This window comes from Amycolatopsis sp. NPDC049253, assembly GCF_040678995.1.
Lineage (GTDB): Bacteria > Actinomycetota > Actinomycetes > Mycobacteriales > Pseudonocardiaceae > Amycolatopsis.
Genome location: NZ_JBFAQX010000007.1, coordinates 198868 through 224998 on the forward strand (window position 1 = coordinate 198868; position 26131 = coordinate 224998).

21 protein-coding genes and 1 other RNA gene are annotated in these 26131 nt (G+C 72.4%); 9 read left to right on the forward strand and 13 right to left on the reverse strand.

The window, feature by feature from the left end; translation table 11 throughout:
* Positions 1 to 3 precede the first annotated feature (3 nt).
* Both AB0K15_RS18655 and AB0K15_RS18660 read right to left on the reverse strand, forming a co-directional pair.
* A complete protein-coding gene (locus tag AB0K15_RS18655) occupies positions 4 to 2139 on the reverse strand; it encodes a DNA polymerase III subunit gamma and tau (RefSeq protein WP_364051426.1) in 2136 nt (711 codons plus the stop codon).
* Positions 2140 to 2184: 45 nt separating this feature from the next.
* A complete protein-coding gene (locus tag AB0K15_RS18660; RefSeq protein WP_364051429.1) occupies positions 2185 to 3777 on the reverse strand; it encodes an ALF repeat-containing protein in 1593 nt (530 codons plus the stop codon).
* Between the two features lie 124 nt (positions 3778 to 3901).
* On the opposite strand from AB0K15_RS18660, the gene AB0K15_RS18665 reads away from it, so the two are divergent.
* Positions 3902 to 4768, forward strand: coding sequence for a fused MFS/spermidine synthase (locus tag AB0K15_RS18665; RefSeq protein WP_364051432.1), 867 nt, complete (start codon positions 3902 to 3904; stop codon positions 4766 to 4768).
* Positions 4769 to 4787: 19 nt separating this feature from the next.
* Here the strand turns inward: AB0K15_RS18665 and ffs are convergent.
* The 3 genes from ffs to AB0K15_RS18680 all read right to left on the reverse strand — a co-directional run bounded on the left by ffs (position 4788) and on the right by AB0K15_RS18680 (position 7810).
* Positions 4788 to 4882, reverse strand: an RNA gene (ffs, locus tag AB0K15_RS18670) — signal recognition particle sRNA small type.
* A gap of 28 nt (positions 4883 to 4910) precedes the next feature.
* Entirely contained in the window at positions 4911 to 5339 is a 429-nt protein-coding gene (locus AB0K15_RS18675; RefSeq protein ID WP_364051435.1) for a roadblock/LC7 domain-containing protein, read from the reverse strand.
* Positions 5336 to 7810 (reverse strand): nitrate- and nitrite sensing domain-containing protein, encoded by a 2475-nt coding sequence (locus AB0K15_RS18680; protein ID WP_364051438.1) that lies wholly within the window; start codon positions 7808 to 7810, stop codon positions 5336 to 5338. The genes AB0K15_RS18675 and AB0K15_RS18680 overlap by 4 nt, the downstream gene beginning before the upstream one ends.
* A gap of 230 nt (positions 7811 to 8040) precedes the next feature.
* Here AB0K15_RS18680 and AB0K15_RS18685 point away from each other — a divergent pair, with 230 nt between their 5' ends.
* Entirely contained in the window at positions 8041 to 8964 is a 924-nt protein-coding gene (locus AB0K15_RS18685; protein ID WP_364051441.1) for a serine/threonine dehydratase, read from the forward strand.
* Here AB0K15_RS18685 and AB0K15_RS18690 read toward each other — a convergent pair.
* The 3 genes from AB0K15_RS18690 to AB0K15_RS18700 all read right to left on the reverse strand — a co-directional run bounded on the left by AB0K15_RS18690 (position 8951) and on the right by AB0K15_RS18700 (position 13190).
* A complete protein-coding gene (locus tag AB0K15_RS18690; RefSeq protein ID WP_364051444.1) occupies positions 8951 to 10873 on the reverse strand; it encodes a glycosyltransferase family 39 protein in 1923 nt (640 codons plus the stop codon). The two genes, AB0K15_RS18685 and AB0K15_RS18690, sit on opposite strands and share 14 nt — an antisense overlap.
* 66 nt (positions 10874 to 10939) lie before the next feature.
* The gene (locus AB0K15_RS18695) at positions 10940 to 12463 is read right to left on the reverse strand and encodes an ATP-binding protein (RefSeq protein WP_364051447.1); all 1524 of its coding nucleotides are present in this window, start codon (positions 12461 to 12463) and stop codon (positions 10940 to 10942) included.
* Positions 12441 to 13190 (reverse strand): response regulator transcription factor, encoded by a 750-nt coding sequence (locus AB0K15_RS18700; protein WP_364051450.1) that lies wholly within the window; start codon positions 13188 to 13190, stop codon positions 12441 to 12443. The genes AB0K15_RS18695 and AB0K15_RS18700 overlap by 23 nt, the downstream gene beginning before the upstream one ends.
* Before the next feature lie 176 nt (positions 13191 to 13366).
* Here AB0K15_RS18700 and AB0K15_RS18705 point away from each other — a divergent pair, with 176 nt between their 5' ends.
* From AB0K15_RS18705 to AB0K15_RS18720, 4 genes are all read left to right on the forward strand, one after another.
* The gene (locus tag AB0K15_RS18705) at positions 13367 to 13993 is read left to right on the forward strand and encodes a hypothetical protein (protein WP_364051453.1); all 627 of its coding nucleotides are present in this window, start codon (positions 13367 to 13369) and stop codon (positions 13991 to 13993) included.
* A gap of 993 nt (positions 13994 to 14986) precedes the next feature.
* Positions 14987 to 16138 carry a histidine kinase gene (locus AB0K15_RS18710; protein WP_364051456.1) on the forward strand — a complete coding sequence of 384 codons (1152 nt, stop codon included), beginning with the start codon at positions 14987 to 14989 and terminating at the stop codon, positions 16136 to 16138.
* 70 nt (positions 16139 to 16208) lie between these two features.
* Positions 16209 to 16871 (forward strand): response regulator transcription factor, encoded by a 663-nt coding sequence (locus AB0K15_RS18715; RefSeq protein ID WP_364051459.1) that lies wholly within the window; start codon positions 16209 to 16211, stop codon positions 16869 to 16871.
* Between the two features lie 11 nt (positions 16872 to 16882).
* Positions 16883 to 17089 carry a hypothetical protein gene (locus tag AB0K15_RS18720; protein WP_364051462.1) on the forward strand — a complete coding sequence of 69 codons (207 nt, stop codon included), beginning with the start codon at positions 16883 to 16885 and terminating at the stop codon, positions 17087 to 17089.
* A gap of 1 nt (position 17090) precedes the next feature.
* Here the strand turns inward: AB0K15_RS18720 and AB0K15_RS18725 are convergent, their stop codons facing one another.
* Positions 17091 to 17540, reverse strand: coding sequence for a nitroreductase family deazaflavin-dependent oxidoreductase (locus AB0K15_RS18725; protein ID WP_364051465.1), 450 nt, complete (start codon positions 17538 to 17540; stop codon positions 17091 to 17093).
* 126 nt (positions 17541 to 17666) lie between these two features.
* Here AB0K15_RS18725 and AB0K15_RS18730 point away from each other — a divergent pair, with 126 nt between their 5' ends.
* The gene (locus AB0K15_RS18730; RefSeq protein WP_364051468.1) at positions 17667 to 18344 is read left to right on the forward strand and encodes a TetR/AcrR family transcriptional regulator; all 678 of its coding nucleotides are present in this window, start codon (positions 17667 to 17669) and stop codon (positions 18342 to 18344) included.
* Positions 18345 to 18441: 97 nt separating this feature from the next.
* The gene (locus AB0K15_RS18735; RefSeq protein WP_364051471.1) at positions 18442 to 19962 is read left to right on the forward strand and encodes a 3-hydroxyacyl-CoA dehydrogenase; all 1521 of its coding nucleotides are present in this window, start codon (positions 18442 to 18444) and stop codon (positions 19960 to 19962) included.
* A 55-nt stretch (positions 19963 to 20017) separates the two neighbouring features.
* On the opposite strand, the gene AB0K15_RS18740 is transcribed toward AB0K15_RS18735, so the two are convergent.
* From AB0K15_RS18740 to AB0K15_RS18750, 3 genes are all read right to left on the reverse strand, one after another.
* Complete coding sequence (locus tag AB0K15_RS18740; protein ID WP_364051474.1) at positions 20018 to 20449, reverse strand: cupin domain-containing protein; 432 nt, start codon at positions 20447 to 20449, stop codon at positions 20018 to 20020.
* Between the two features lie 117 nt (positions 20450 to 20566).
* Positions 20567 to 23545, reverse strand: a complete 2979-nt coding sequence (locus AB0K15_RS18745) for a PQQ-dependent sugar dehydrogenase (RefSeq protein ID WP_364051477.1) — start codon at positions 23543 to 23545, stop codon at positions 20567 to 20569.
* Between the two features lie 266 nt (positions 23546 to 23811).
* A complete protein-coding gene (locus tag AB0K15_RS18750; protein ID WP_364051480.1) occupies positions 23812 to 24474 on the reverse strand; it encodes a L,D-transpeptidase in 663 nt (220 codons plus the stop codon).
* Between the two features lie 212 nt (positions 24475 to 24686).
* Between AB0K15_RS18750 and AB0K15_RS18755 the strand changes: the two genes are divergently transcribed.
* Positions 24687 to 25193 (forward strand): hypothetical protein, encoded by a 507-nt coding sequence (locus AB0K15_RS18755; protein WP_364051483.1) that lies wholly within the window; start codon positions 24687 to 24689, stop codon positions 25191 to 25193.
* Positions 25194 to 25243: 50 nt separating this feature from the next.
* Here AB0K15_RS18755 and AB0K15_RS18760 read toward each other — a convergent pair whose 3' ends face one another.
* Positions 25244 to 26128, reverse strand: a complete 885-nt coding sequence (locus tag AB0K15_RS18760) for a serine/threonine-protein kinase (RefSeq protein ID WP_364051486.1) — start codon at positions 26126 to 26128, stop codon at positions 25244 to 25246.
* Positions 26129 to 26131: the final 3 nt, after the last annotated feature.

Below are 26131 nucleotides of genomic sequence, written 5' to 3' on the forward strand. Positions count from 1 at the left end.
GGCTCAGTCGAGCGGGCGCGCGCCCAGGTGGTCGGAGATGAGCTTGCGGGCGATCTCGTCCGGGTCCTCGTCCGGGGACGGCGGAGGCGGCGGCGGAACGGGGCTCGAGTCCTCCGAGTAGATGTCGTCGTCCTCGTCCGAGGGTTCGGGCGGGAGCGGGATGTCCGGCTCGGCGGTGGTGACCTTCGGGCGTGCCGGGGGTTCCGGGGCACGCGGGGGCTCGGGCGCCGCCTGCTGTTGCTGCGGCGCGGGCGCCGCGGCGGCGGCGGACGGAGCGGCTGACGGGCGCGTGAACGAGCGTTCCGGCGCGGGCGCGGCCTGCTGCCGCTGGGGCGCGGCGGCGCGGGAGGGTGCTGCGGCCGCGGCGGCGCCGTGGACGCAGCGGACCTGCCAGTCGCCGCCCAGCACGTCGGACAGCGCACCGGCGATCTTGCGCGCGTTGTCCTGGTCGGACAGGCGCCGGGCGAGGGGCTCGGACTTGTGCGTGAGCGTGACGCTCGTGCCCTCGACGTCGGCGACGGTCGCCTGCGTGAGCATCGCTTCGAGGCTGCGGCCGCCGGCCAGCTTGCGCAGCGCGGCCAGCAGTTGCGGCCAGACGTTGCGGATCGCGGCGGCGTCGAAACCGCCTTCGGACACGGCCGGTGCCGCGGGGGCCGACGGTTCGGGGGCCGGCGCCGCGGCGGCGGGCGCGGGGGTGCCGCCTGGCGTCCGCGGGGTGCCCCAGCCGTCGTCGGACGGAGCCGGAGCCGCGGGTGCGGCGGCGGCCGGAGCGGGCTCTTCCGCCGGACGCGCCGGAGCCGGGGCGGCAGGCCGGGACGGAGCCGGCGCAGCCGGAGCCGGGGCCCGGACCGGCGGCTCGGCCGCCGGAGCGGCCGGCGTCGCGGAAGCCGGACGCTGCGAAGGCCGCTGGAACTCCCGCTCGGGCGCGGGAGCCGAACGCAGCTGTGGCTCGACACCCGCCTCACCGCCACCGCCGGCGACGACGGCACGGCGTTCGAGCCGCTCGATCCTTGCCAGCAAAGCCTTTTCCGCCTCCGTGACCGAAGGCAGCAGCATCCGCGCGCACAGCAGTTCGAGCACGAGCCGCGGTGAGGTCGCCCCGCGCATCTCGAGCAGTCCATTGTGGACGATGTCGGCGTAGCGCGACAGCGTGCCGAGACCGATGCGTTCGGCCTGCGCGCTCATCCGGCCGAGCTCCTCGGCGGGTGCGGACACCAGACCGCGCTCGCCGGCCTCGGGCACCGAGCGCATCAGCACGAGGTCGCGCAGGCGGTCAAGCAGGTCGGTGGCGAAGCGGCGCGGGTCGTGGCCGGCGTCGGCGAGCTTCTCGACCGTGCTGAACACCGTGGCCGCGTCTTCGGCCGACAGCGCGTCGACCATGTCGTCGATCAGCGCGACGTCGGTGACCCCCAGCAGCGACACCGCGCGCGAGTACGTGACGCCCTCGGGCCCCGCCCCGGCCAGCAGCTGGTCGAGCACCGACTGCGTGTCCCGCGCCGAGCCGCCGCCCGCGCGGATCACCAGCGGGTACACGGCGGGCTCCACCTGCGCGCCCTCGGCCGCGACGTTGCGTTCCAGCAGCGCGCGCATCGAGCTCGGCGGGATCAGGCGGAACGGGTAGTGGTGCGTACGCGAGCGGATGGTGGTGAGCACCTTGTCCGGCTCGGTCGTCGCGAAGATGAAGATCAGGTGCTCGGGCGGCTCTTCCACGATCTTCAGCAGGGCGTTGAAGCCCTGCGTGGTGACCATGTGCGCCTCGTCGATGATGAACACGCGGTAGCGCGACTCGGCCGGCGCGTAGAAGGCCTTGTCCCGCAGCTCACGGGCGTCGTCGACACCACCGTGGCTGGCGGCGTCGAGCTCGGTGACGTCGACACTGCCGGGCCCTTCGGGCGCCAGCGCGCGGCAGGAGTTGCACTTGCCGCACGGGTCCGGCGTCGGCCCTTCGGCGCAGTTGAGCGATCGCGCCATGATCCGCGCGCTCGACGTCTTGCCGCAGCCGCGCGGGCCGGAGAAGAGGTACGCGTGGTTGATGCGGCCCGCAGCGAGCGCGGTCCGCAGCGGTTCGGTCACATGCTCCTGACCGACGACCTCGGCGAAGGTCGCCGGACGGTACTTGCGGTACAGCGCGAGAGCCACCCCGCGAGAGTACCGGCACCGACCGACAACCTTCGCCTGGCCAGGTCAGCGCACCGAGGCCGCCGCCTTCGCCGCGTCCGCGACCAGCGCGTTCACCGCGGCGACGTGCGCGGCGGTCGTCGCGTCACGCTGCTGGGCGCGGGGCACCTCGTTCGCGAGAAACGCCGCGAGCGCCGAGTCCGGCCCGTCGAGCGCGCCCTGCGCGACGGCGTTGACCTCGTCGGCCCCGGGCGCGGACATGGCCCGGCCGACGAAGATGCGGTCGTCGATCTGCTTCGCGGTGTACTGCCCCTTCTCGAGGAATTCGGTGACGTCCGCGGGGGTGCCGTCGAGTGCCTGCTGCGCCCACTCCTTCGTCGCGGGACCTCCGGCGGCCATGATCTGGTCCACGGCGAGGCGCTCGTCGTTCTCCTTGCCCGGGTACTCCTTGGTACGCAGGAACTCCTTGACCTGAGCCCAGGTGCCGGCCAGCGCGTCGGCCGCGGCCTGCTTCAGCGCGGGCTTCCCGTCGCCGTTGGCGATCGCCGTGACGGCCGCGCGGTCGTCGGCCTCCTGCGCGGTGTCGAGGCCGGTGCGGACGAACGCGGTCAGGTTCTCGTCCGTGCCGCTCAGCGCCGCGCGGGCCGCGGTGCGGACGGTGGTGCCGGCGTTGCGCAGCAGGTACAGCGCGGCGGAACGGCCGTCGGTGAGGGCGAGCGCGGGGTCCGTGCCCGGCGCGACGGCCTCGGCGAGCTGCCGGTCCTTCTCGGCGGCGAGCTTCGCCGCTTCGTCGGCCTTCGCTTGGGCGTCGGCCTCGGCCTTCGCGGCGTCAGCAGCCGCCTTCTGCCCGGCCACCTGCCCCGCGGCGAGCTGCTTGGCCAGCCGGTCGGCGTTCGCCTTGCGCGCGTCGCTCGCGAGCTTCGCCGCCGCGTCGGCCGCCGCCTGAGCCTGGGCCTTGAAGTGGAAGTCGGCGGCCTTCCGCGCGAGGTCGCGCTGGTGCGTCACCGCCGCGATCTCGGTGTCGCCCGCCGCGGCGACCCCGCTCCACACGGACAGGAAGTAGCGGACATCCTCGATCGTGCCGTTCAGCGCCTGCTGCCCGGCCGCGTGGACTTCGGACCCGCCGGTGGACGTGACCTGCGTGGCGCGCACGCGGTCGTCGTCGGCCTGGGCCTGGGCGAGGCCGGTCTGCAGGAACTCGTGCCGGTCGGCCGGGGTGCCGTCGAGCGCGATCTGCGCCGCCCGCTTCACGCCCGGGCCGCCCGCGGACATGGCCTGGTTGACCAGCAGGTCCTCGTCGATCTCACGCGAGACCTGCAGGCCGGTGGCCAGGAACGCGCGGATGTCGTCGGGCGTGCCGTCGAGCGCCTTCTGCGCGTCCCGCTTCACGATCGGCCCACCCGCGGCCATCGCCTGGTCGACGAGCAGGCGCTCGTCGTTGTCCTGCGCGTTCTGCCGGCCGGTGGCGAGGAACTCATGCAGCTCGTCGGCGGTGCCGAGCAGGGCCTTGCGGGCCTCGCTCGTCATCGTCGGGCCGCCGGTCTCGTACAGCGCCACAGCCTGCGCGCGGTCACTCAACACGTCGGCGCTCGCCGGCGTGGCGATCCCCAGCCCGAGCGCCAGTACGGCCCCGGCGACGAGCAGTCTTGTCCCGTTCAACGGTTTCCCCCACATCGGTACAGGATCTTCCGAACCCTTATCGCCGGGGACGCGAAGGCGTTTCAGGTATCCGCGAAAGCGCCACAAGTACGCTCGGACAGACTCGTCCGAAGAGAGGAACCCCGTGAGCCGTTCTGCCCGCAGCCGTGCCAAGGGTGGGCCGCGGCCGGGGAAGTACCCGGTGCGGTTCGGCACGGCCGAGCTGCTCGCCGACGCCGACCGGGCAGGCGCGTGGCTCATCTCGGTCGACGGCGTGGCGCAGTCCTACGTCGACCTCGACGACCCGACGAACCTGGAGTTCGACTACGTCCGCCGGCTCGGCGACATCGTCGACTGCCTGCCCGAAGGACCGCTCGACGTGCTGCACGTGGGCGGCGCCGGCTGCACGCTGGCCCGTTATGTCGCGGCGACGCGGACGGGGTCGCGGCAGCTGGTGTTCGACGCGGACGGGCCGCTGATCGACCTGGTGCGCGAACAGCTGGACCTGCGCAGCGTGCCGCGGTTGAAGGTGCGGATCGAGGGCGGGCGTGAGGGCGTCGCGTCCCGGTACGACGCGTCGGCGGACCTCGTGGTGGTGGACGCGTTCGAGCGGGCGTCGTTCGCCGGCGGCCTGGCGACGGTGGAGTTCGTGACCGACGTGGCGCGCGTGCTGCGCGGTGGCGGCGCGATGCTGGCGAACATCACCGACGGACCGGGCCTGGCGTTCGTGCGGAGGTTCCTGGCGACGGTCGGCGAGGTGTTCGACCACGTCTTGCTGCTGGCCGAGCCCGGGGTGCTGCGCGGGCGGCGCTTCGGCAACGTCGTGGTGGCGGCTTCGCGCGCCGAACTGCCGGTGGACGTCCTGACGCGCAAGGCGGCTTCCTCGGCGTACCCGGCGCGCTGCGTTTCCGGCGACGAGCTGCGGAAGCTGCGGGGGAAGGCGCTGCCGGTGCGGGACGCCGAGCCGGTCGCGTCGCCGGTGCCGCCGGAGGACGTGCTCGGCCTGTTCTGAACGGCCGGCCCCCGAAAAACAAAGGGGACCCCGCGCACCCGTCAGAGCCTGCTTATCCTTGCTGCCTTCCGGCCCTGGGGAGGTTCACAGGGTGGACGCCGCGCGGGGTCCGTTGTCCAGTGTAGCGGAGGCGAACCGGCGCCTAGCTGCCGACCGCTTGTTTGAGCTCCTCGATGAGCGCCGGGGTCAGGACCTCGGTGGCGCGGTTGGCGAACATCGCCATCTCGTACGCGATCGTGCCCAGGCTGGCCTGTTTGTTGGCCAGCACGCCGAGCGAGCAGCCGACGCTGATGGTGCAGACCAGCAGGTAGCCGCGCTCCAGTTCGACGATCACCTTGTCCGGCGAGCCCAGCGGGTGGCTGTCGGCGACCCCCTGGGCGAGGCCGAGCATCGCCGAGGAGATGGCGGCCAGGCGGTCGGCGTTGGCGCGTTCGAGTTCCTGGGACATGGCGATGAGCAGGCCGTCGGACGACACCGCGAGGGCGGCGATCGCGCCGGCGGTGTGGAGGGCGAAGCGGTTGACCAGCCAGTTGAAGTTCTGGGCTTCGGCGCTGACTTCCGGGATCGTCATGTGTCTCCTCCTGCGTTGGCGGTGGCGGTGGCTCGCGACGCGTCTGCCTTGGCCACGCCGTCGGAGTACGAATCGAAGACTGCCCGTTCCGCGGCCGGGTCACGCAAACCGCGGCGGGCGGCGCGCAGCGGGGTGCGGACGGTCTGCTGCGCCTTGAGGCCCGGGGCCAGCTGAGCGCCGGGGACGCGGCGGGTCAGCTCCTGGTCCAGCGGCGCGAACCGCTGCGTGGTGAGGCCGTGCACGGCGGACTTCGTGCGTTCCAGCCTCGCCGCCAGCTCCTTCGCGCGGGCGACGGCGGTGTCCACCGTCTGCTGAGCCGGCACCGGCGGGTCGGCGGACAGCGAGGTGGCGAGGTCGTCGCCGTCGAGGGTGAAGCCGGGTGCGGGTCGCTCGTCGGGTTCGGTGGCGGGCCACTCGGGTTCGGGTTCCGGGTCCCGGAACCAGGTGAAGCCGAGTGACGCCGTCTCCAGCACCGCGATCGCGGGTGCCGGCAGGGGTTCGGGCACGCGGCCCGCGTCGAACAGGCCCGCGGCTTCGGCCGCCGGCTCCGTTTCCACCGGCGTGTCCTCGACCGGCGCGTCCATGCGGTCGAACTGCCCGGCGGGCACCGTGACGCGCGCGGTGACCCCGCCCGTGTCCGGCGTCGAGGTGAGTTCGACTCCCAGGGCGTGCCGCCGCGCGAGACGACCGGCGACGAACAGGCCGAGCACGCTCGTCGGCGCGAGCTCGAGGCGTTCGCGCTCCAGCAGGCGCCGGTTCTCCTGCGCCAGCGTCTCCGCGGCCATGCCGATGCCGTGGTCGACGATCGCGACGACGAGGTCGCCGGACGCCAGGAACTCCGTCTCGACCTCGACGCTCGTGCTCGGCGCGGAGAACGACGTCGCGTTCTCCAGCAGCTCCGCGAAAAGCCGCACGAGGTCGGCGCCGAGTGAAGACGTGAGCTGCACGTCGGGCAGCTCCCCCAGCCGCACACGCGGGAAGTCCTCGATCTCCGCCAGCGCCGCGCGCACGGCCGTGGACAGCTGGATCGGGCCGGCGATCGGGTTCTCGTCGTGGGTGCCGGAGATGACGAGCAGGTTGTCGGCCGTGCGGCGCAGGCGCGCGGACAGGTGGTCGAGCCGGAACAGCCCGGCGAGCGCGCGCGAGTCCTGCTCGTGGCGTTCGAGCTCGTCGACGAGCGCGAGCTGGCGCCCGACGAGGTTCTGCGTGCGCTTCGCGACGTTCGCGAACATCAGGCTGGTGTTGCGCCGCGTCAGCGTCTGGCGCTCGACCAGGGCGGCGGCAGTGGTCTGGACCCGGTTGAACGCGGTGGCGAGCTCGCCCAGCTCGTCGTCGGAAGCGACGTCGATCGTCGCCAGCCGGGGCACCAGGTCGTCGTCGGCCTCGGTGTCGCCGACGCGGACGAGCTCGGCGTCGGCCAGGTCGGCGACGGAGGTGGCGGCCGAGGTGAGGCGGCGCAGCGGGTCGGCGATCGAGCGGCTCACGGCCAGCGCGAGGAACGCGACGAGTCCGAAGAGGACGGCCGCGCCGCCGCCGACCAGCCAGGCCAGCCGGGTCGCCGCGGCCGCGCGGTCGCCCGCCGCGGTGTTGATCTCGCCCGTCACGCGGTCCTGCGCGGTGCGTCGTTCGGCGGCCTGCTGCTGGCCGGCCGCGACGACGTCGTGCACGTAGGGCTCGGGCGCCGCGTCCGGCTCGGGCAGCTGGGTGGCGAGCTGGTCGACGCGGTGGGCGGCCTCGCCGGAGTCGACGTCGGCCAGGAGCGCGGCCTGGTCGTGGCCGGCCAGCTGCGTGAAGCGGTCGGCGTGCACCTGCGCGCGCTGGGTCGCCTCGTCCAGGAGGGACTGTCCGGCCGACTGCGACTGGGCAGCCACGACCAGCGCGGTGACGCGCAGCGACTCCTCCTCGTCGGCACGCAGGAGCGCTTCGAGCGCGGAGAGCTGACGGGCGCCCTCGGCGTCGGCGGCCGTGCGGGGCACGAGCTGCAGCGCGTCGATCAGGGCGCTCACCACGGTGTCGTACGTGCGGGCGATGCGTTCGGCGGAAATGCTGCGGTGCAAGGTGTTCTGCCGCTCGTCGCCCAGGGAACCGACGCGCGTGAGCGCCGTCCTCAGCTCGGCCGGCATGCCGGCGCCGAGCGCGGTACGCACCTGGCCGACGGTCGCGTCGACGGTCTGCTGCTGGCGCACGAGGTCGGTGTCGGCCGTCGAGGGCGACGCCACGAACGCGGCGGCGAGCACGCCCTCGCGCTGCACCTGCCAGACGAGCCCGCTGAGCTCCTGGGTGTTCCACGCGGCCCGGACGGTGTCGTCGGCCGAGGCGACGCTGCCGGTCTGCTTGACCACGAACGGCACGGAGACCAGCAGCACGGCGGCCAGCGGCGGCAGGAGCAACAGGTTGAGCTTGCCGCGGATACCGAGTCTCGACAGCACCCGCGCACCGGCCCACCGGGGCCGGGTCCTGCCGTGGCGCATCAGCGTCACCTTCCCGTTCCTCCGCTCACCGCGGGTGGACTTCTGTACACAAAGGAGCAATACCGAACGGATGACACCACGAAGAAGGACCATGCATGGAACCCGACACGCACAGTGAGACCCGTACCGTGACGGACAAGGGTGGCCAGCCCCTGGCTCTTCCGCGCGAGAGCTTAGCGACTGGCACAAGATCCCGACAACGCTTCAAGACCGCGTGTCCCAGGACGAAGATGGACGGTATGAGCACACCACCGCGTACGCCGACGCCCGCCGACGTGGCCGCAGCCGCGAACCGCATCCGGCCACACGTTCGGAGGACGCCGCAGCTACGGACCGAAATCGACGGTCGGCCCGTGGTGTTCAAGCTGGAGCACCTCCAGCGCAGTGGTTCGTTCAAGCTGCGCGGCGCCGTCAACGCGCTGCTGGCCGGACCGGCCCCGCGCCGCGTGGTCACGGCTTCCGGCGGCAACCACGGGCTCGGCGTCGCGACGGCCGCACAGGCGCTGGGCCTGCCCGCGGTCGTGTACGTGCCGGAGTCGGTCCCGGCCGCGAAGGCCGCGGGGATCGAGGCCGCGGGCGCGAAGCTGATCCGCCACGGCGCCACCTACGCGGAGGCGGCGGCCGCGGCGCTGGCCGTCGGCGACGAGCCCGGCACGCGCTACCTGCCGGCCTACGACGACCCCGACGTGGTCGCCGGCCAGGGCACGGTGACGGCCGAGATCGTCGCGGACGACCCGGACGTCGACGCCGTGGTGGTCGCCGTCGGCGGTGGCGGGCTCGCGGCGGGCACGGCGCTGGCGGCGAACCGCAGACGCGTGTTCGCCGTGGAGCCGGAGCACTGCCAGGCGCTGCACTCCGCCCTCGAGGCCGGTCAGCCGGTGGACGTCACGCTCGACTCGGTGGCCGCCTCGGCGCTCGGCGCGACCCGCGTGGGCGAAGTGCCGTTCCGGATCCTGAACGCTCCGAACGTCACGTCCGTGCTGGTCAGCGACGCCGAGCTGCTCGCCGCGCGCGACCGGTTGTGGGCGGAGTTCCGCCTGGCCGTGGAGCCGGCCGCGGCGGTCCCGCTCGCGGCGTGGCTCGCCGGTCGCGTTCCCGCCGCGCGGCCCTGCTTCGTCCTCTGTGGAGCGAACACGACCGTTACTTTCGCGTGAGGTCGTAGACGGTCGTGCCGTCGACGGTCGTCGCGGGGAAGTTCTGCTCGACCCACGTGGTGATCTGCCCGGCCGTGCCGCGGTTGCCGCCGAATCCGCCGAAGCCGCCGAACCCGCCACGGCCGCCCGCTCGGCCGCCCACGAAGTAGTGCACCTCGCCGGCGCCGACGTACTGCTGGAACTGCGCGAGCGTCGGCGCCGGGTCGCTGCCGCTGAAGCCACCGATGGCCATCACGGGCTTGCCGCTGCTCAGCGCGAGCCCGGCCGACTGCATGGCGCCGGTCTGCGCGGCGGCCCACTTCGTGGTGGTCGCCTGGAGGAGCCGATCGAGTTCCACTGTGGACGCCGTGGTCCCGCCGAAGCCGCCTCGGAACCCGCCGCCGCGATGGTTCGCCGGCCCCGAAGACGGCTGGCCGCCGGTGTGCGCGGACGCGGCCGTGACGACGGTGAACGACGCCGTGCCGAGCAATGCCGCCACGAGCCCGAGCACCGCGACCACCGGGGCCGCGCGGCGGAGCGAGCCGGCGCCGAAGAGCACGGCCGCCGTGCCGAGCGCGCCCAGCACGAGCACGGCGTAGCGCAGCCACGGCTGCCAGTCGGGCGTACGCGCGAGCAGGATGAACGCCCACACGGCCGTGGTCGCGAGCATCAACGCCAGCACCGCGCGGGGGGCGACGTGCGCGCGGCCGCGCCACAGCTCGCGGGCCGCGATGCCGATCGTCGCGGCGATACCGGGCGCGAGCGCCACCGTGTAGTACGGGTGGATGATCCCGCTCATGTAGCTGAACACCACGACCGAGACGACCATCCAGGCGCCCCACAGCAGCAGCGCGGCGCGCGTGCGGTCAGTGCGCGGGGCGCGGCGGGTGAACCACAGCCCGGCGACGAGCCCGATCAACGCGGCAGGCAGCAGCCACGAGGCCTCGCCGCCGAACTGCTCGGTGAACAGCCGCGTGAGACCCGTTCCGCCGCCGAAGCCGCGGAATCCGCCACCGCCGCCGGCCCGGTCCGGCAGCTCGAAGCCGGCAGGCAGCTCGGGCCGGGCACCACCCCCACCGTGGCCTTGGCCGAAGATCCGGCCGAGCCCGTTGTAGCCGAAGGCCAGCTCCAGCACGCTGTTGTTCGTCGAACCGCTGATGTACGGCCGGTCGGCGGCGGGCCACAGCGCGACGGCCAGCACCCACCACCCCGCCGACACGAGCACCGCACCGGCCGCGGCGAGCAGCTGCCACACGCGCCGGCCGAGCGACGTCGGCGCCGCTACCGCGTACGCGAGCACGAACGCCGGCAGCACCAGGAAGGCCTGCAGCATCTTGTCGAGGAACCCGAAGCCGATCGCGACGCCCGCGAGCAGCAGCCACTTCGTGCTCGCCCGCTCCAGCGCGCGCACCACGCAGTAGCCGCCGGCGACCAGGAGCAGCACGAGGAACGCGTCGGGGTTGTCGAAGCGGAACATCAGGGCGGCGACGGGCGTCAACGCGAGCGCGGCGCCCGCGAGCAGCCCGGCGCCTGGGCCGGACAGGCGCCGCACCGCGAGGTAGAGCAGGCCGACGGACGCGACGCCCGCGAGCGCGTCGGGCACCAGCATGCTCCAGCTGGAGAAGCCGAAGATCCGGCCGGAAAGCCCCATGACCCACAGCGAGAACGGCGGTTTGTCGACCGTGACCACGTTGCCCGGATCGAGCGAGCCGAAGAACCACGCCTTCCAGCTCTCGGTGCCGGCCTGCACGGCCATGGCGTAGAAGTCGTTGCCCCATCCCGAAATCGCGACATCGGTGACATACAGCGCAGCGGTCGCGACCAGGAGCACCGCGACCGCCGGCCGCACCCATCTGGGTCGCTCCGCGGGCGGAGCGGCGGGCGTCGGGTCCACTGTGGTCGGTCCGGGCGCGGTGAGGGCACTCGTCATGCGGCCATGCTCACGACGCGGTTTGTGGGCTCCTTGTGCGCTTCCTGTGCGCGTCCTGTGAGAAATTCACGACCGGGTGATAGCCGGGTCACGAAACTCCGGGAACATTGCGACAAACTCTGTTCGACCGGGCTCGCTGAACACCGAGACGCGCCCGCTGTGCGCGGCCACCACCGCGGCGACGATGGCCAGGCCGAGGCCCGTGCTGCCGGCCGCGCGGGAGCGTGAGTTGTCACCGCGGGCGAAGCGTTCGAACACATCCGGCAGGATCTCCGGCGGGATGCCGGGGCCGTCGTCGAGCACCGAGAGCCGCACCCATCCGTCCTGTGTGGACAATGCGGTGGTCACGGTGGTGCCGGGCGGGGTGTGGGTGCGCGCGTTGCCCAGGAGATTGAGCACGACCTGGTGCAGCTGGCCGGCGTCGCCGAGCACGCTGATCGGCTCGCCGGGCGCCTCGAGCCGCCACTTGTGGTCGGGCCCGGCCACGTGGGAGTCGGCGACGGCGTCGGCCACCAGGCGCGAGAGGTCCACCGGCTCGGGCACGACGGGGCGGCCGGAGTCGAGCCGGGCGAGCAGCAGCAGGTCCTCCACCAGCGTCGTCATGCGCGCCGACTCGGACTCGACGCGGTTCATGGCGAACGCGACGTCGGGCGGCACCTGCTCCTTGCTGCGGCGCGTGAGCTCCGCGTAGCCGCGGATGGCGGCCAGCGGCGTGCGCAGCTCGTGGCTCGCGTCGGCGACGAACTGGCGCACGCGGCTTTCGCTGGCCTGGCGGGCTTTCAGCGCGTTGGCGATGTGGCCGAGCATGCGGTTGAGCGCGAAGCCGACCTTGCCGACCTCGGTGCGCGGATCGGTGTCCACTTCGGGCACCCGCTCCGACAGCGCCACCTCGCCGCGGTCGAGCTGCAGCTCCGACACGCGCGACGCGGTGGCGGCCAGCCGGTCGAGCGGCGCCATGGTGCGCCGGATCGTCACGGCGCCCGCGACGCCGGCCACGATGATGCCGCCGAGCGCGACGCCGCCGAAGATGAATCCCAAGCGCCACAGCGTGTCCGTGACGTCCGACAGCGGCAGGCCGACCACCGAGAAGTCACCCGACGGGGAGAACGACGCGATCACGCGGTACTCGCCGAGGTCGCCGCCGAGGTCGATCGTGCGGCGGTGACCGTCGGGCGGCAGGCCGAGCAGGAGCTTCTGCTGGGCGGTGGAAACCGACTGCAGCGGCGGCTTGACCTTCGACGGCGTGGCCGAGCCGAAGTTGAGCACGGCCGCGCGCACCGCGCCGTTGTGGACCTGGACGGCGAGCGTGCCGTCGCCCTGGCCGAGCACGCGCAGCGGGTCGGGGGGCGGTTTGTCGCCGTAGATCCACGGTGGCCGGTCGCCGCTGCGGAAGCCGCGGTCGGTCGCGGCGGCGAGGCGCTTGTCGACCTGGCCGACGAGGAAGTCCTGCAGCGCGAACTCCGTGACCACACCGACGACCAGGCAGACGAGCGCCAGCAGCGCCGCCAGCTGCACGATCAGCCGGCGCCGCAGCGACCACGGCCGGCGCGCGCGGCCCGGGGGCGCGTCAGCCGGCGGGTTTGAGGACATACCCCGCGCCACGCATCGTGTGGATCATGGGCTCGCGGTCGGCGTCGATCTTCTTGCGCAGGTAGGAGATGTAGAGCTCGACGATGTTGGCCTGGCCGCCGAAGTCGTAGCTCCACACGCGGTCGAGGATCTGCGCCTTGCTCAGCACGCGCTTCGGGTTGCGCATGAGGTAGCGCAGCAGCTCGAACTCCGTGGCGGTGAGCGGCACCAGGTCGCCGCCGCGGTGGACCTCGCGGCTGTCCTCGTCGAGTGTCAGGTCGCCGACCACGAGCTGCGAACCGCTCGCGCCCGTCACCCCGTTGGCGCGCCGGAGGAGGGCGCGCAGCCGCAGCGCGACCTCTTCGAGGCTGAAGGGTTTGGTGACGTAGTCGTCGCCGCCCGCGGTGAGGCCGGCGATGCGGTCTTCGACCGCGTCCTTGGCCGTGAGGAACAGCACCGGCAGGAACGGCGCCTCGGCGCGCATGCGGCGCAGCACCTCGAGGCCGTCGAAGTCGGGCAGCATCACGTCGAGCACCACGGCGTCGGGCCGGAAGTCGCGCGCCACGCGGACGGCCTCCGTGCCGTCGCCCGCGCTGCGCACCTCCCAGCCCTCCATGCGCAGCGCCATGGCGACGAGCTCGGCCAGCGTCGCCTCGTCGTCCACCACCAGCACCCGCACCGGGCTGCCGTCGGCGCGGCGCAGCTCGTCCTTGCCCCGGCCGGGCGACGTCGCGTTCATACTGCTCATGGTGCCATCCTCGGGCCTGGTGTTCAGGCCGAGCTGTGCGGCGACTGTGCGTTTCCTGTGCGCGGGTTCAGCCGTTCGTGGCGGTCTTGCACAGCCTCAACCCACTCCGGACACAGCTCCCGCACAGCGGCGGCCGCGACTCTCGGTCGGACAGTCAAGACCCGGAGGAAAACACCATGACGACCGATCCAGCACAGGGCGCCACCTGGGGCGCACCTGGCGGCGAGCCACCGGCGGCCCCGAAGAAGTCGTGGTCGGGCCGCAAAACGGCGATCGCCGCGGGCGTCGCGGTGGTCATCGCCGTGGGCGGCGGCCTCGCGATCTGGGCGGGCACCAGCTCCAATGACGCCTCGGCGCAGCAGGGCCCCGGTGGCCCCGGTGGCTTCGGCGGCCCTGGCGGCCAGGGCGGCCCCGGCGGCTCCGGCGGCTTTGCCGGCCGCGGCTTCGGCGGCCCGGGCGGCTTCGGCGGCGCCGCGGCCCTGCGCAACGCCCTCCACGGCGACTTCGTCGTCACCGACGCAAACGGCGGCTACGTCACCGAACGCCTCCAGACCGGCGCCATCACCGAGATCAGCGCGACGTCCGTCACCCTGACCAGCAAGGACGGCTACAAGCAGACCTACGTCCTCGACTCGTCCACCCAGAAGTCCGCCACAACTCCCAAGACCGGCGACAACGTCACCGTCATCGCCAAGCTCAACGGCACCACCGCCACCGCCACCTCCCTGGAATCCGCCACCACCGCCACCCGCGGTGGCGGCACCGGACAGCCAGGCCAGGGCCGCCGCCGCTACGGCAACTGACCCGGCTCCCCGACGTCGGCGCCACGTCCCGACCGCCATCGGGACGTGCCGCCGGCGTCGTCCTTTCCGGCACGACGGGTCCGTTCGCGCGGAGGAACCGGCATGACCGGTCCACTCGCGCGGGTGGACTTCCGCGCGACCGGTCCACTCGTGCCTCGGGCTTCCGCATGACCGATCCACTCGCGCCCTTGAGATGGCACGACCGGTCCACTCGCACATCAAGCTCGGCATCACTGGTCCCATCGCAGGCCCGGCTCCGCACGAGCCGTCCCGTCGCGACCACCGGCGCACGACGACCGGCCCGGTCGCACCACCGACGTGACCCGACCGGTCCACTCACCACGAAGCCGTCGCGACCGGTCCACTGGCGCGGCGGGCCGGCGTTGAGGGCCCATTCGCGCGGAGGACCCGACGTGATCGGTCCACTCGCGCCTCCGCGACGGCACGATCGGTCCACTCGCACCGCGAGCCCGACCTGCAAGGCCCCGGTGCCGCAAGCTGGGCATCAGAAGTCCGGTCGCGCCACCCAGGCAGCACGACTTGTCCCATCGCAGGCCCGGCTCCGCACGAGCCGTCCCGTCGCGACCCACCGGCGCACGACGACCGGCCCGGGCGCACCACCGACGTGACCCGACCGGTCCACTCGCGCCTCCGCGACGGCACGATCGGCCTACTCGCACAGCGCGATCGGCGCGACTGGTCCCGCAGGCCGAGGGGCACGACCCGTCCACTCGCGCAGTCACCTCGGTCCAATCCGACCGTTCGCGAAGCCAGCCCATCACGACCGGTCCACTCGCGCGGGTCATCCCGGCCCAACCGGTCCCCTCGCAAACCCGCCCGGGCCCGACCGGTCCCCTCGCACAACCAACCCCGCCCAACCGGTCCCCTCGCACAACCAACCCCGCCCGACGCCAACCCAACCCCGCACAGCCGAACGTGCGCCCCCTTCCCAAACCGCACCAAAACCCCGCCACCGATGCGTAAGTTGGCCGGGTGCGGGACATCAGTGGGTCACTGGCGCGGCAATCGCTGCTGGTGGCCCTCGTCTGTCTGGTCTGCGACGTCTCCCTGTTCGCCCTCCGGGGGCCGCTGCCGGAGGGCGGGTGGCGGGGCTGGGTGGTCCTCGCCGGAGCGGTCGTCGTGGACGGAGCCCTGGCCGGGGCGGCGAGGTACGCCGGCTGGGTGGCGGCCGGTCACGCCGCGCTGTTCGTGGCCGCGCCGCTGCTTCTCTGCACCTGCACCGGCTTCGTGGTCGGCAACAACGCGGGCATCCTCGTCGCCGGGTATCGGGCCGGGGCGTGGTTGCGGGTGGGGCCGGCGGTGGTGGCGCTCGCGGCGATGCTGGCGGGGGTGGGGGCAGGCGAACTGCTGGGCGGCGGCCGGGGTGCGAACCCGGCGCTCGTCGCGATCAGCATGGCCGTCTCGGCGGTGCTGCCGTGGCTCGTGGGCCGGTACACGACCGCGCGCGGCGCGTACATCGCCGACCTGGAGCGGGAAGCCGAAGAGCGCCGCAGGCACGAAGCCGAAGCAGTGAGGCGGGCCGTCCTCGAGGAGCGCGAGACCATCGCCCGCGATCTGCACGACGTGATCTCCCACCACGTCAGCGCGATCGGCGTCCACGCCGGCGCCGCGCGGCTCGGGCTGCCCGACGGCGAGAGCCCGGTCCGGACCTCGCTCGGCGAGGTCGAGTCGGCAAGCCGCTCCGCGATGGCCGACCTGCGCCGTCTGCTGGATCTGCTGCACGCGCGAGGCGACGAAGCCGCGCAGCCCGGGCTGGACAACCTCGACGAGCTGCTCGACACCGTCCGCGCCGCCGGGCTGCCCGTGCGCCTCACGGTGCACGGCGACGTCCGCGAAGTCCCCGGCTCGCTCGACGTGGCGCTCTACCGCATCGCGCAGGAAGCGCTCACGAACGCGTTGCGCCACGGCACCGGGCCCGTCGAGCTCGAGCTGGACCACCGGCGCACGGAGATCGTCCTCACCGTCACCAACGAAACCGCCCGGCCCGCCCCGCACCACGACGGCGCCCACCGCGGCCTCGCCGGGATCCGCCAGCGCGTGACGCTCTTCGGCGGCGAAGTCACATACGGGCAGAGGGACAACACCTGGCAGGTCAAGGCCGGCTTCCCCCTGGAGGTGGCATGAGCACACCATCGCGCCGGCCCGCTGATGCCGCCGACCGGGTGCGGGTGTCGCGCAAGACACAGGAGATCCCATGATCCGCGTGCTGCTCGCCGACGACCACGCCATGTTCCGTTCCGGCATGCGCGCCCTCCTCGACACGCAGCCCGACTTCGAGTGCGTCGGCGAAGCGGCCGACGGACGCGAAGCCGTGGCGGAAACCCAGCGCCTCAAGCCGGACGTCGCCGTCCTCGACGTCCGCATGCCCCGCCTCGACGGCCTCGCCGCCACCGAAGCCATCCTCGCCGCCCCCGGCAACGACACCCGCGTACTGGTCCTGACCACCTACGACGCCGACGAGTACGTCTACCGCGCCCTGCGCGCCGGCGCCAGCGGCTTCCTGCTCAAGAGCCTCGCGCCCGAAGAGCTCGTGGCCGCCATGCGCGTCGCGGCGAGGGGTGACGCGTTGATCGACCCGTCCGTCACGCGCCGGCTCGTGGCCAGCTTCGCCACCAGCCTGGAGCCCCGCGCCGCCGAGCCGCCGGAGGTGGCGCGGCTCACATCCCGCGAACGCGAGGTGCTCCTTCTCATCGCCGACGCGCGCAGCAACGCCGAGATCGCACGCCAGCTTCACGTCGGCGAGGAGACTGTTAAGACGCACGTCTCGCGCGTGCTCGCGAAGCTCGGCCTGCGCGACCGTGTGCACGCCGTCGTCTACGCCTACCGCAACGACCTGGTCGCGAAAGAGGCCACCTAGGAGGAACCCCGGTGAAACGCTGGATCACGCTGGCCATCGGCGCGGTGCTGGTGCTGGTGGGGGCCGTCTGGGTCCTGCAGGGCGCCGGCGTCATCACCGGCAGTTTCATGACCGGTGAGAAGCTGTGGTTCCTGATCGGGCTGGTCGCGATCCTCGTCGGGGTCGTGGCCATCGCCGCCACAGCTCGGCGGACCACGAAGCGGACCACGAAGAAGTAGCTCAGGCGGGCATCAGCTCGAAAATGGGGTAGCCCGGCGCGATCTCGCGCAGCTTCTCCTCCGGCGCCTTGGCGTCCACGCCGTCGAAGAACACGCCGACCTCGAACTTCCAGCGCTTGAGGTACGCGCGCAGCAGCACGGGCTTCTCGTCGTCGGTCAGCTCGCGGTAGGTGAAGCCCTCCACGCGCTTGCCGACGCGCAGCTGCCCCTCGCCGGCCACGCGCAGGTTGCGCACCCACTGAGTCTCGCCACGCGGCGCGACCAGGTAGCGGCCGCCCTCGAACGGCAGCAGGTTCACCGGCACCTCGCGGATCTCGCCGGTCTTGCGGCCGCGGACCATCAGCACGCGACTGCCCACCACGCTCACGCCCCGCTTGGTCAGCCACTGCACGAAGGTGTTGAACGAGTTGGTGGCCTTGGCGGGCTTGATGTAGCGCTTCTCGGTGTTCATCTCAGGACCTCCAGTTCGTCGAGAGCAGTGCTCTCTGTTGAGATCAGTGAACACCACAACGCGCTCAGCGTCAAGAGCAGTGCTCTCCATTTTGTGCAACGCTCTCGAAGTGGCACACTGGTCCCCATGACCGCCACCAAGACCGCCCGCGAACGCGCCCGCGCCGAGCTGACGCGGGAGATCAAGGACGAAGCCCGCCGCCAGCTGGCCGAGGTCGGCGCGCACGGGTTGTCCCTGCGCGCGGTCGCCCGTGAGCTGGGCATGGTGTCCTCGGCGCTCTACCGCTACTTCCCCAGCCGCGACCGCCTGCTCACCGAGCTGATCATCGACGCCTACGACGCCGTCGGCGAGGCCGCGGAGAAGGCCGACCCGGGCAAGGGGGACCCGCGCACGCGCTGGCACGCCGTTTGGCAGGCCACCCGTGCGTGGGCCAAGGCGCACCCGCACGAGTACGCGCTGATCTACGGCTCGCCGATCCCCGGCTACCGGGCGCCGCAGGACACGATCGTGCCCGCCGCGCGCGTGGCGCAGGCGATGGCGAAGGTGCTGCTCGAGGCCGATCCGCACGAGCCCGCCGTCACGGCGCCGATGTCCGCCGAGCTGCGCGGGCAGGCCGAGAGCCTGGCCCGGGCACTGGGCGCGCACGCGCCGGCCGAGGTCGTGACCCGGCTGATCGGCGCGTGGACGCAGCTGTTCGGCGCGATCAGCTTCGAGCTGTTCGGGCAGTACGTGGGCAGCGTCGACCCGTCCGACGCCTACTTCGAGCACCTCACCGGACAGATGGCCGACTTCGTGGGGCTGTGAAGTCCCGAGCTGTGAACTAGCCCTCCCGAGACGGTTCGCCCACGGCGCCGAGACGGTACGTTCGCCGGTGACGGCTTCGCGGGGAAGGTGGTTCGACGTGGCGGGATGGGCCGAGCGGGTCAGCAGGGTCCGGGTGGTCGGGACCGGCGTGATGGGGCGCGGCATCGCCCAGCTCGCCGCGACCGGCGGGGTCACGGTCGAGCTGGCCGACCTCGATCTCGACGCGGTGCGCTCCGCGCTCGCCCACGTGCACACCATGCTCGACAAGCTGGTCACCAAGGGCCGCCTCGCCGAGGACGAGGGGCGCGCCGCCAAGGATCGCCTGGTGATGGTGGATGCGCCGTCCGCGCCGGCCGAGAACGTCGACCTCGTGATCGAGGCCGTGCGCGAGGACCTCGAAGCCAAGCGCGTGCTGTTCGGCAAGCTCGAACAGGTCTGCCGGCCGGACACGGTGTTCGCCACCAACACGAGCTCGCTGTCGGTCACCGAGATCGCCGCGGGCCTGAGCGACCCGACGCGCGTGGTCGGCCTGCACTTCTTCAACCCGGTGCCGCTGATGCGGCTGGTCGAGGTCGTCCCCGGCGTCCGCACGGCCGAGTGGCTGCCGGAGGAAGCGCTGAAACTAGTGCGCCGCTGGGGTCACGAACCCGTGCTCGCGAAGGACGCGCCGGGCTTCCTGGTCAACCACGCCGGGCGCGGCCTGAACACCGAGGCGCTGCAGATCCTGTCCGAGTCGGTCGCCGAGCCGGTGGACGTCGACCGCATCGCGCGCGACGTCCTGGGGCTCAAGCTCGGGCCGTTCGAGTTGCTCGACCTCACCGGTCTCGACGTATCCCACGCCGTGCTCGAAAGCATCTGGAGCGGCTTCCACTCCGAGCCGCGGCTGCGCCCGTCCTGGCTGACGCGCCCGCGCGTGGCGGCGGGGCTGTTCGGCCGCAAGAACGGCGAGGGCTTCTACCGCTACGTCGACGGCAAGCAGGAGGTCGCGCCCGAACCGGCCGCGCCGCCGGCCCCGGACAAGCCCGTGTTCACCGCCGAAGAACGCCTCGGTCGCCTGCTCACCGGCGCCGGAGTGCAGGTCGTCGCCGACGCGTACCCCGACGCCGTGCTGCTGGTGTCCCTGCGTGGCGAATCCACTTTGGACGCCGCCGCCCGCGCCGGCCTGCCCGCCTCACGCGTCTGCGGCGTGGATGCCCTGGGCGGCTACGAAGGCCGCCTCACGATGTCCGTCCACCCTGGACTCGACCCCGCCGCGGGCCGCGCCGCATGGGGCGCGCTGGCCGCGACGGGCCGCCCGGTGACCATCGTCAAGGACGGCCCCGCACCCGTCGCGCAGCGCCTGCTGGCCTCGATCGTCAACACGGCGTGCTCCATCGCGGCGCAGAACCTAGCCGACCCGGCCGACATCGACACCGCCGTCCGCCTCGGCCTCGGCTACCCGCGCGGCCCCCTGGAATGGGGCGACCTCGTCGGGCCCGACAAGGTGCTCCGTGTCCTCTCGGGCCTGTACCAGTCCACCGGGGACCCCCGCTACCGCCCGAGCAGCTGGCTGATCGACCGCGTCGCGCTCGGACTGCCGCTCACCTCGAAGGGCACGCAGCCCGCCGACCTGCTCTGAACCGGCCGGAACCGGGGGTGCCGCCCCGACCGCGGCAACCCGGGCCGGCGCGGGTTCAGTCGAAGCTGCAGCCCGGGTTCGGCGCGTCGTCCGAGAGTGGCGCGCCGTGAGGCAGGACGTAGAGGACGTCGAGGACCATCGGCGTGGTGCCCTCGTTGCGGCCGATGTGGACGTGGTCCGCGCCGGCCGGCTCCATGATGGGGGCGCCCTGGTGGTAGACGCCGTCGATGGCGCAGTCGGAGTCGTAATGGGTGAGCGTGCCGGAGCGGACCCGGCCGTAGAGGTTGCCCTCGTGGGTGTGCCAGCCGGTGGAGCCGCCCGGGGCGAGGGTGATCTCGCGCAGGACGAAGTCGGTGTTGCCGGCCGTCCACTGGGAGATCAGGGTCGCGCTGACGCCACGACCGGGCGTGGCCGACGCGACGGACGGCACGAACAGGGTGGCAAGGGCGGCAACGCCGGCGACGGCGGCCGTGGCGAGCTTGCGCATGGAAGACCTTTCTCGATGATCTTCCGTGAAGTTACCCCACGAACGGTTGTCTGAAAGTTCCTTACTTACCGTCCACTCGGGCACTTCCCGCCCGCTGGGAACGCCACAATGGACAGCTCACCAGCGGCGGTCGACCGCCCCGGCCGGGGTCCACACGATGTAGCCGCCCTGGAAGTCGCTGCGGAACCCGTTGGCGCCGTAGCGGTACTCGTCCGACGTCGGCAGCCCCAGGTACGACTTCTCCCAGCCGAGCGCGGCCCAGCGCTTGCGGATCTCGCCCTTCACGTTGTGCGCGCCCGTCGCCGGGCTCCAGTAGATCGACGCGTTACCGGTGAAGTGGTTGTAGCGCGCGGCTCCGTTGGGCGTCGCGGTTTCGTCCGTGGTCGGGTAGCCGAAGCCGCGCTCCCAGCCGTAGGCCGCCCACTTCTGCTTGATCGCGCCGCCGATCTCGTGTGCGCCCGTCGACGGCGTCCAGTAGACCGAGGCACCACCGGTGAAGTGGTTGTAGCGGCCGACGCCGTCCGGGGTCACCGATTCGTCCGTGGTCGGATAACCGAGCCCGCGCTCCCAGCCGTACGCCGCCCACTTCTGCTTGATCGCCCCGTTGATCCAGTGCGCGCCCGTGGCCACGGTGTAGTAGATCGAGCCGCCGCCGGTGAAGTGGTTGTACCGGCCGGCGCCGTCGGGGGTACTGGCCTCGTCGTTGATCGGGTAGCCCAGCGTCTTCTCCCAGCCCAGCGCCGCCCACTTCGCGCGGATCAGGCCCTGGATCGAGTGCGCACCCGTCGACGGCGTCCAGTAGATCGACGCCGCCTGCGTACCCGGCGTGCCCTGCAGGTGGTTGAAGCGCCCGACGCCGTCGGGGGTCCGCGTCTCGTCGGTCACCGGCGGCCCGTAGGCCTGGTGCCCGCCGATCGCGAGGTACTCGGCGAGGAGCTGGCCGCCGATCTCGCGCACGCCGGTCGCCGCCGTCCAGTACAGGCGGGCGTCGGCGTACGGGCGATAGTGCACCGGGCCGTCGACGACCTCGGGACCGGTCGCCGCGCCGACGAGCGTGCGCAGGGCGGGTTCGGCGGCGTAGCGCTGGTCGATCGCGGTGGCGTAGTTCGCGGTCAGCGTCGTGTCGTCCGCGCCGACGGTGATCGACCACGACGCGGTGGCCGGCCCGTCCTGCCAGCCGGTGAACGTCGACGCGCCGTCGCTGCCCAGCGGCGCCGCCGTCACGTCGAACGTCGCGCCTTCGGTCACCATCGCGCTGCTCACACCGCCCTCGCTGGGGATGCTGAGCGCGGCCGGCTGCGTGCTCACGAGCGTGAGCCGGTGCTGGCGCGGCATGGCGACGTACGTCTTGCTCGCCTTCACGCCGGCGCTGTCGGTGACCGTCGCGGTGAACTCCATGCGCGAGTCGGTGTGGTCGGTGAACGGCACCGAGAGCGATGGTCCGGTCGCGCCGTCGTCGGGGTGCACGTGGCACGCGCCGAGGTCGGGGCAGTGCCGGATCAGCGACGTCCAGGTGACGGGTAGCGTGCCGTCCTCTTCGTCGGTGGCCGTGGCGGTCAGCGAAACCGGCTCGCCGACGGCGAAGGTCTTGTCCGGAGTGGACAGTTCCAGGTCGGGCGAGTGGTTCCCCGGCGCGACCGCGACCGTCGTGGTCCCCTTGGCACCCAAGGGATCCTGAGCCGTGAGCGTGGCCGTGAACGACGCGCCCGCGCCGTACTGATGACTCGCCGTGACCCCCGTCGCCGTGGTGCCGTCGCCGAAGTTCCAGGTGTAGGTGAGCGCGTCACCGTCGAAGTCGTAGGAACCAGTGGCGTCGAAGGAGACCGTGCGAGTGTCGGGATCGGTCGACGACGTGGCCACCGCGACCGGCGCCGCGTTGTTCGTCGAGTAGCTCAGGCGGCGCAGGCGGCCGCCGTTGAGGTCGGCGAAGACGATGTCGCCGTTGGGCGCCGCGGAGATCCGCGTGACTCCGCCGATGTTCGCGAACGGCGGCGGGTTCACCGGCGGCTGCGTGAGGGTGCCCTGCGCGTTGTACTTGAGCGTCCACAGCTTCTGGCTCGCGTAGTCGCCGAAGAAGTACGCGCCCTGGTAAGCGGCCGGGTACGTCGTTCCACTGTAGACAACGCCGCCGGTGATGCTGTTGCCGTTCGTCGGCCCGGTGCCGTGCTGGTGTTCCCACAGCGGCGGCGTGTTCACGACGTGGGCGCAGCGCGCGTCGGTGCTGTAGCCGGGCGTCGGGTGGTTGCCCTCCCAGCACGGCCACGCAAGGTTCGCGCCGGGCTGCACCACGTCGATCTCTTCCCACAGGTACCAGCCGACGTCGCCCACCACGGGCAGGCCGCTCTTCGGGTCGAGCGTGAAGCGGAACGGGTTGCGGAAGCCGCTGGCGAACACCTTGCTGCGCGTCGAATCCGGGTCCGAAGCGGAGTAGAACGGGTTGCTCGGCACACCCTTGCCGTCCGGCGTGATGTGCAGGATCTTGCCGTGCGGCGAGTCGAGGTCGAGCGCCACGAAGGCGACCTCGTTGGTCTTGCCCGCGTCGCCGTTGTCGCCCACGGAATACCAGAGGGTGCCGTCGGGCGCGGGGATCACGGTGTCGAGGCCGTGGATGTAGTACTGGCTGCCAGGCAGCTCGAAGATCACCTTCTCGCCGGTGAGCCCGGACGGGTGGCCCGAACCGTCGAGGGTCACGGTGAAGCGCGCGGCCCGCAGCACGTACTGGCCGCCGCCCGTGCTCACGGCGCGGTTGAGGTAGATCTGGTGCGAGGTCGCGTAGTCCGGGGCGAGCGCGACGCTCGTGAGCCCCATGTCGCCCTGCGTCTCGACCGCGAAGTTCGCGATCCGCACGGGAGCGCCGCCGGCCGGGACCCAGTTGACGGCACCGCTCTTGCCCAGCGCCAGCACGCTGTCGTCGGGCAGCCACGCGAAGTCGGTGAAGTCGTAGGGCGAGAGCCCGGTGGGCGTGTCCCGCAGCACGAAGTCGGCGGGCAACGTCGGCGCGACGTCGTCGGCCGCCGCCGCGGACGCGGTGATCGGGACCAGCGCCACGACCAGCACGGCGGCCGTGAGCAGCGAGCGGAGCTTGTTCCAGGCCATTCGGTGCCCCTTCGTGAGTGATCGGTTATCGCTCACGAAGAGGACGTTGTTACCACATCCGGGTGAATCGTGTTAAGTACCCGCGCCGATCGCCGAGGTCATCCGGACCTGCGAACACCGTGAACATTCGAACAGCTGAGCACACCTCGGGTGGTCGATCGTCGTCTCCTCGTTCGTGCGCCCGATGACCGCGGCCGCCTACGAACGAAAAGAAGTGGGGGGCGCCGGTTCGACCGGCGCCCCCCACTTCGCGTTTCACCGACCCGTCAGGGCACGACCTGCACGACGTCGCCCACGTGGAGGGTGTTGAAGAACTTGAGCGACGACGTCGCCGAGAGGTGCACGCAACCGTGCGAGTAGGTCTTCAGGCTGCCGGTGTGGAAGGCGTCGCCGGGGTAGAAGAAGACCGAGTTGGGCATGGGCGCGTTGTCGAACTCGCGGCTGTAGTGCATCTTTTCCTTCGACAGCACGCGGAACGAGCCCGTCGGCGTCGCGTAGCCCTCGCGGCCCGGCAGCATCGAGACGGGGCCGTAGATCACCTTGCCGTCCTGCAGCAGCCACGCCTTGTGCGCCGAGATGTCCACGCACGCGGCCGTGCCCGACGCGGCGGCGGCCTTGGCGCACGGCACGTCGGCCGTGGTCGTCGCCGGCTTCGGCTTGGTCGCGGTGGGCTTGGGCTTCGGCTTGGTGCTCGTCGGCTTGGGCTTCGCCGTGCTCGTGGCGGGCGAGCTGGTGGTGGCCGGGGCACTGCTCGTGGTCGCGGGCGCGCTGCTCGACGTGACCGCCGAGGTCGTCGGCGCGCCGCCGCCGGCACCGGCCTCCACCGCGCCGCCGCCGGTCACGTTGGCGGGCGACGCACCGCCGCCGGAACACGCGGCGAGCACGAACGCACCGGCCACGGCCGCGATCCCCACCAGAAGCCTCTTCACGATCCGGTACCCCCAGGGAACTCGATCAGGTCGAACTTGTCACGGGGATAGACGACCGTCCCCCGGTGGTGGTTGCGGCCCGAAGGTCACGATTTCGGCGCGGGTCCACCCCCGGGTGGACGCGGGGATCCACCCGGAACCCGCCCGTGAGCCGACGAAACGGCAGGTCGGAAAGACGAATCTGGGTACTACCACCGACCAAGGAGCCCCCGATGAACCCGCTGACCATCCTCGTCTACCTCGCCATCGCGGCCCTCGTCTTCTACCGCGTGGTCTACAAGCAGCTGCGCGGCTCGCTGCTGAGCCGGAAGTCACTGGTCACGACGCCGCTCGTGCTCACCGCCATCGGCGTGTTCACCACCGCCCAGGCGCTGCCGAAGGCGAGCACCGGCGAGCTGGCGCTGCTCGGCGCGGACATCGCCGTGCTGATCGTGCTCGGCCTCGCCCGCAGCGCCAGCACCACGCTCACGGCGCGCGGCACCACGACGTTCCAGAAGGGCTCGGCGCTGACCCTCGTGCTGTGGCTCACGACCATCGGCGCCCGCGTCGGCTTCGGCTTCCTCGGCGGTTACCTGGGCTTCGGCAGCGGCCTCACCTCGGCGTCGATCCTCCTGACGCTGGGCCTGAGCATCGGCGTCCAGAACGCGCTGACCTACTACCGCATCCAGCAGCGCGGCCTCCCGCTGACCGAGCAGAGCCGGCCGGCGGTGCGGGCCTGACACCCTCGCCGCGAAATCCTCCCGCCCGCACCCGGGCCGGGAGGATTTCGTCATCCCCGGACCTGCGCCACCACGCGCGCGTACATCCGCGCGGGACTCGGCACCGCGTGCAGGAAACCCGGCAGCGGCGGCAGATCACGGACGAACGGGCCCAGCCGCGCGTACAGCGTGTCGGCGCCGGCCGGACGGTCCGCCGGGTCCTTCGCGAGGGTCTCGGCGAGCAGGGCGTTGAGCGTGGCGGGGACCCCCGGCACGGCGGCGGGCGCGTCCTTCACCTGCTTCTCGAACACGGCGTACGCGGTGGGACCGGTGAAGAGCTGACGACCGGTGAGCATCTCGTGCAGCGCGCAGCCCAGCGCGTACAGGTCGCTTCGCGGCTCCGCGAGGCCGCGCTGGATCTGCTCCGGCGCCATGTACGACGGCGTGCCCAGCAGCTGCCCGGCGCGCGTGAAGCGGGCGACGTCGGCTTCACGCAGCACGGCGAGGCCGAAGTCCATCACCTTCACGCTGCCGTCGGGGCAGAGCATGAGGTTGGCGGGCTTGAGGTCCCGGTGGCAGACGGACCGGGCGTGGGCCGCCGCGAGCACGGCGGCCGTCTGCGCCGCGATGGCCGCCGCCCACGGGACCGGGAGCGGGCCGTGCTCGGCGAGGAGGTCGGCGACCGTGACGCCGTCGACGAACTGCATGACCTGGAACAACCGGTGGTCGTGGGTGCCGAAGTCGTACAGCGTGGGTACGCCGGCGTGGTCGAGCGTCGCGAGGATGCGGGCTTCGCGGGCGAAGCGTTCTTCCAGCTCTTCGTCGCGGCCGGGCAGGCGCAGCAGCTTGATGGCGACGCGCCGGTCGAGCCGCCGGTCGTGCCCGCGGTGCACCGCGCCCATCCCGCCGCGGCCCAGCGGCAGCTCGTCGACCTCGTAGCGATCGGCGATGAGCATGGT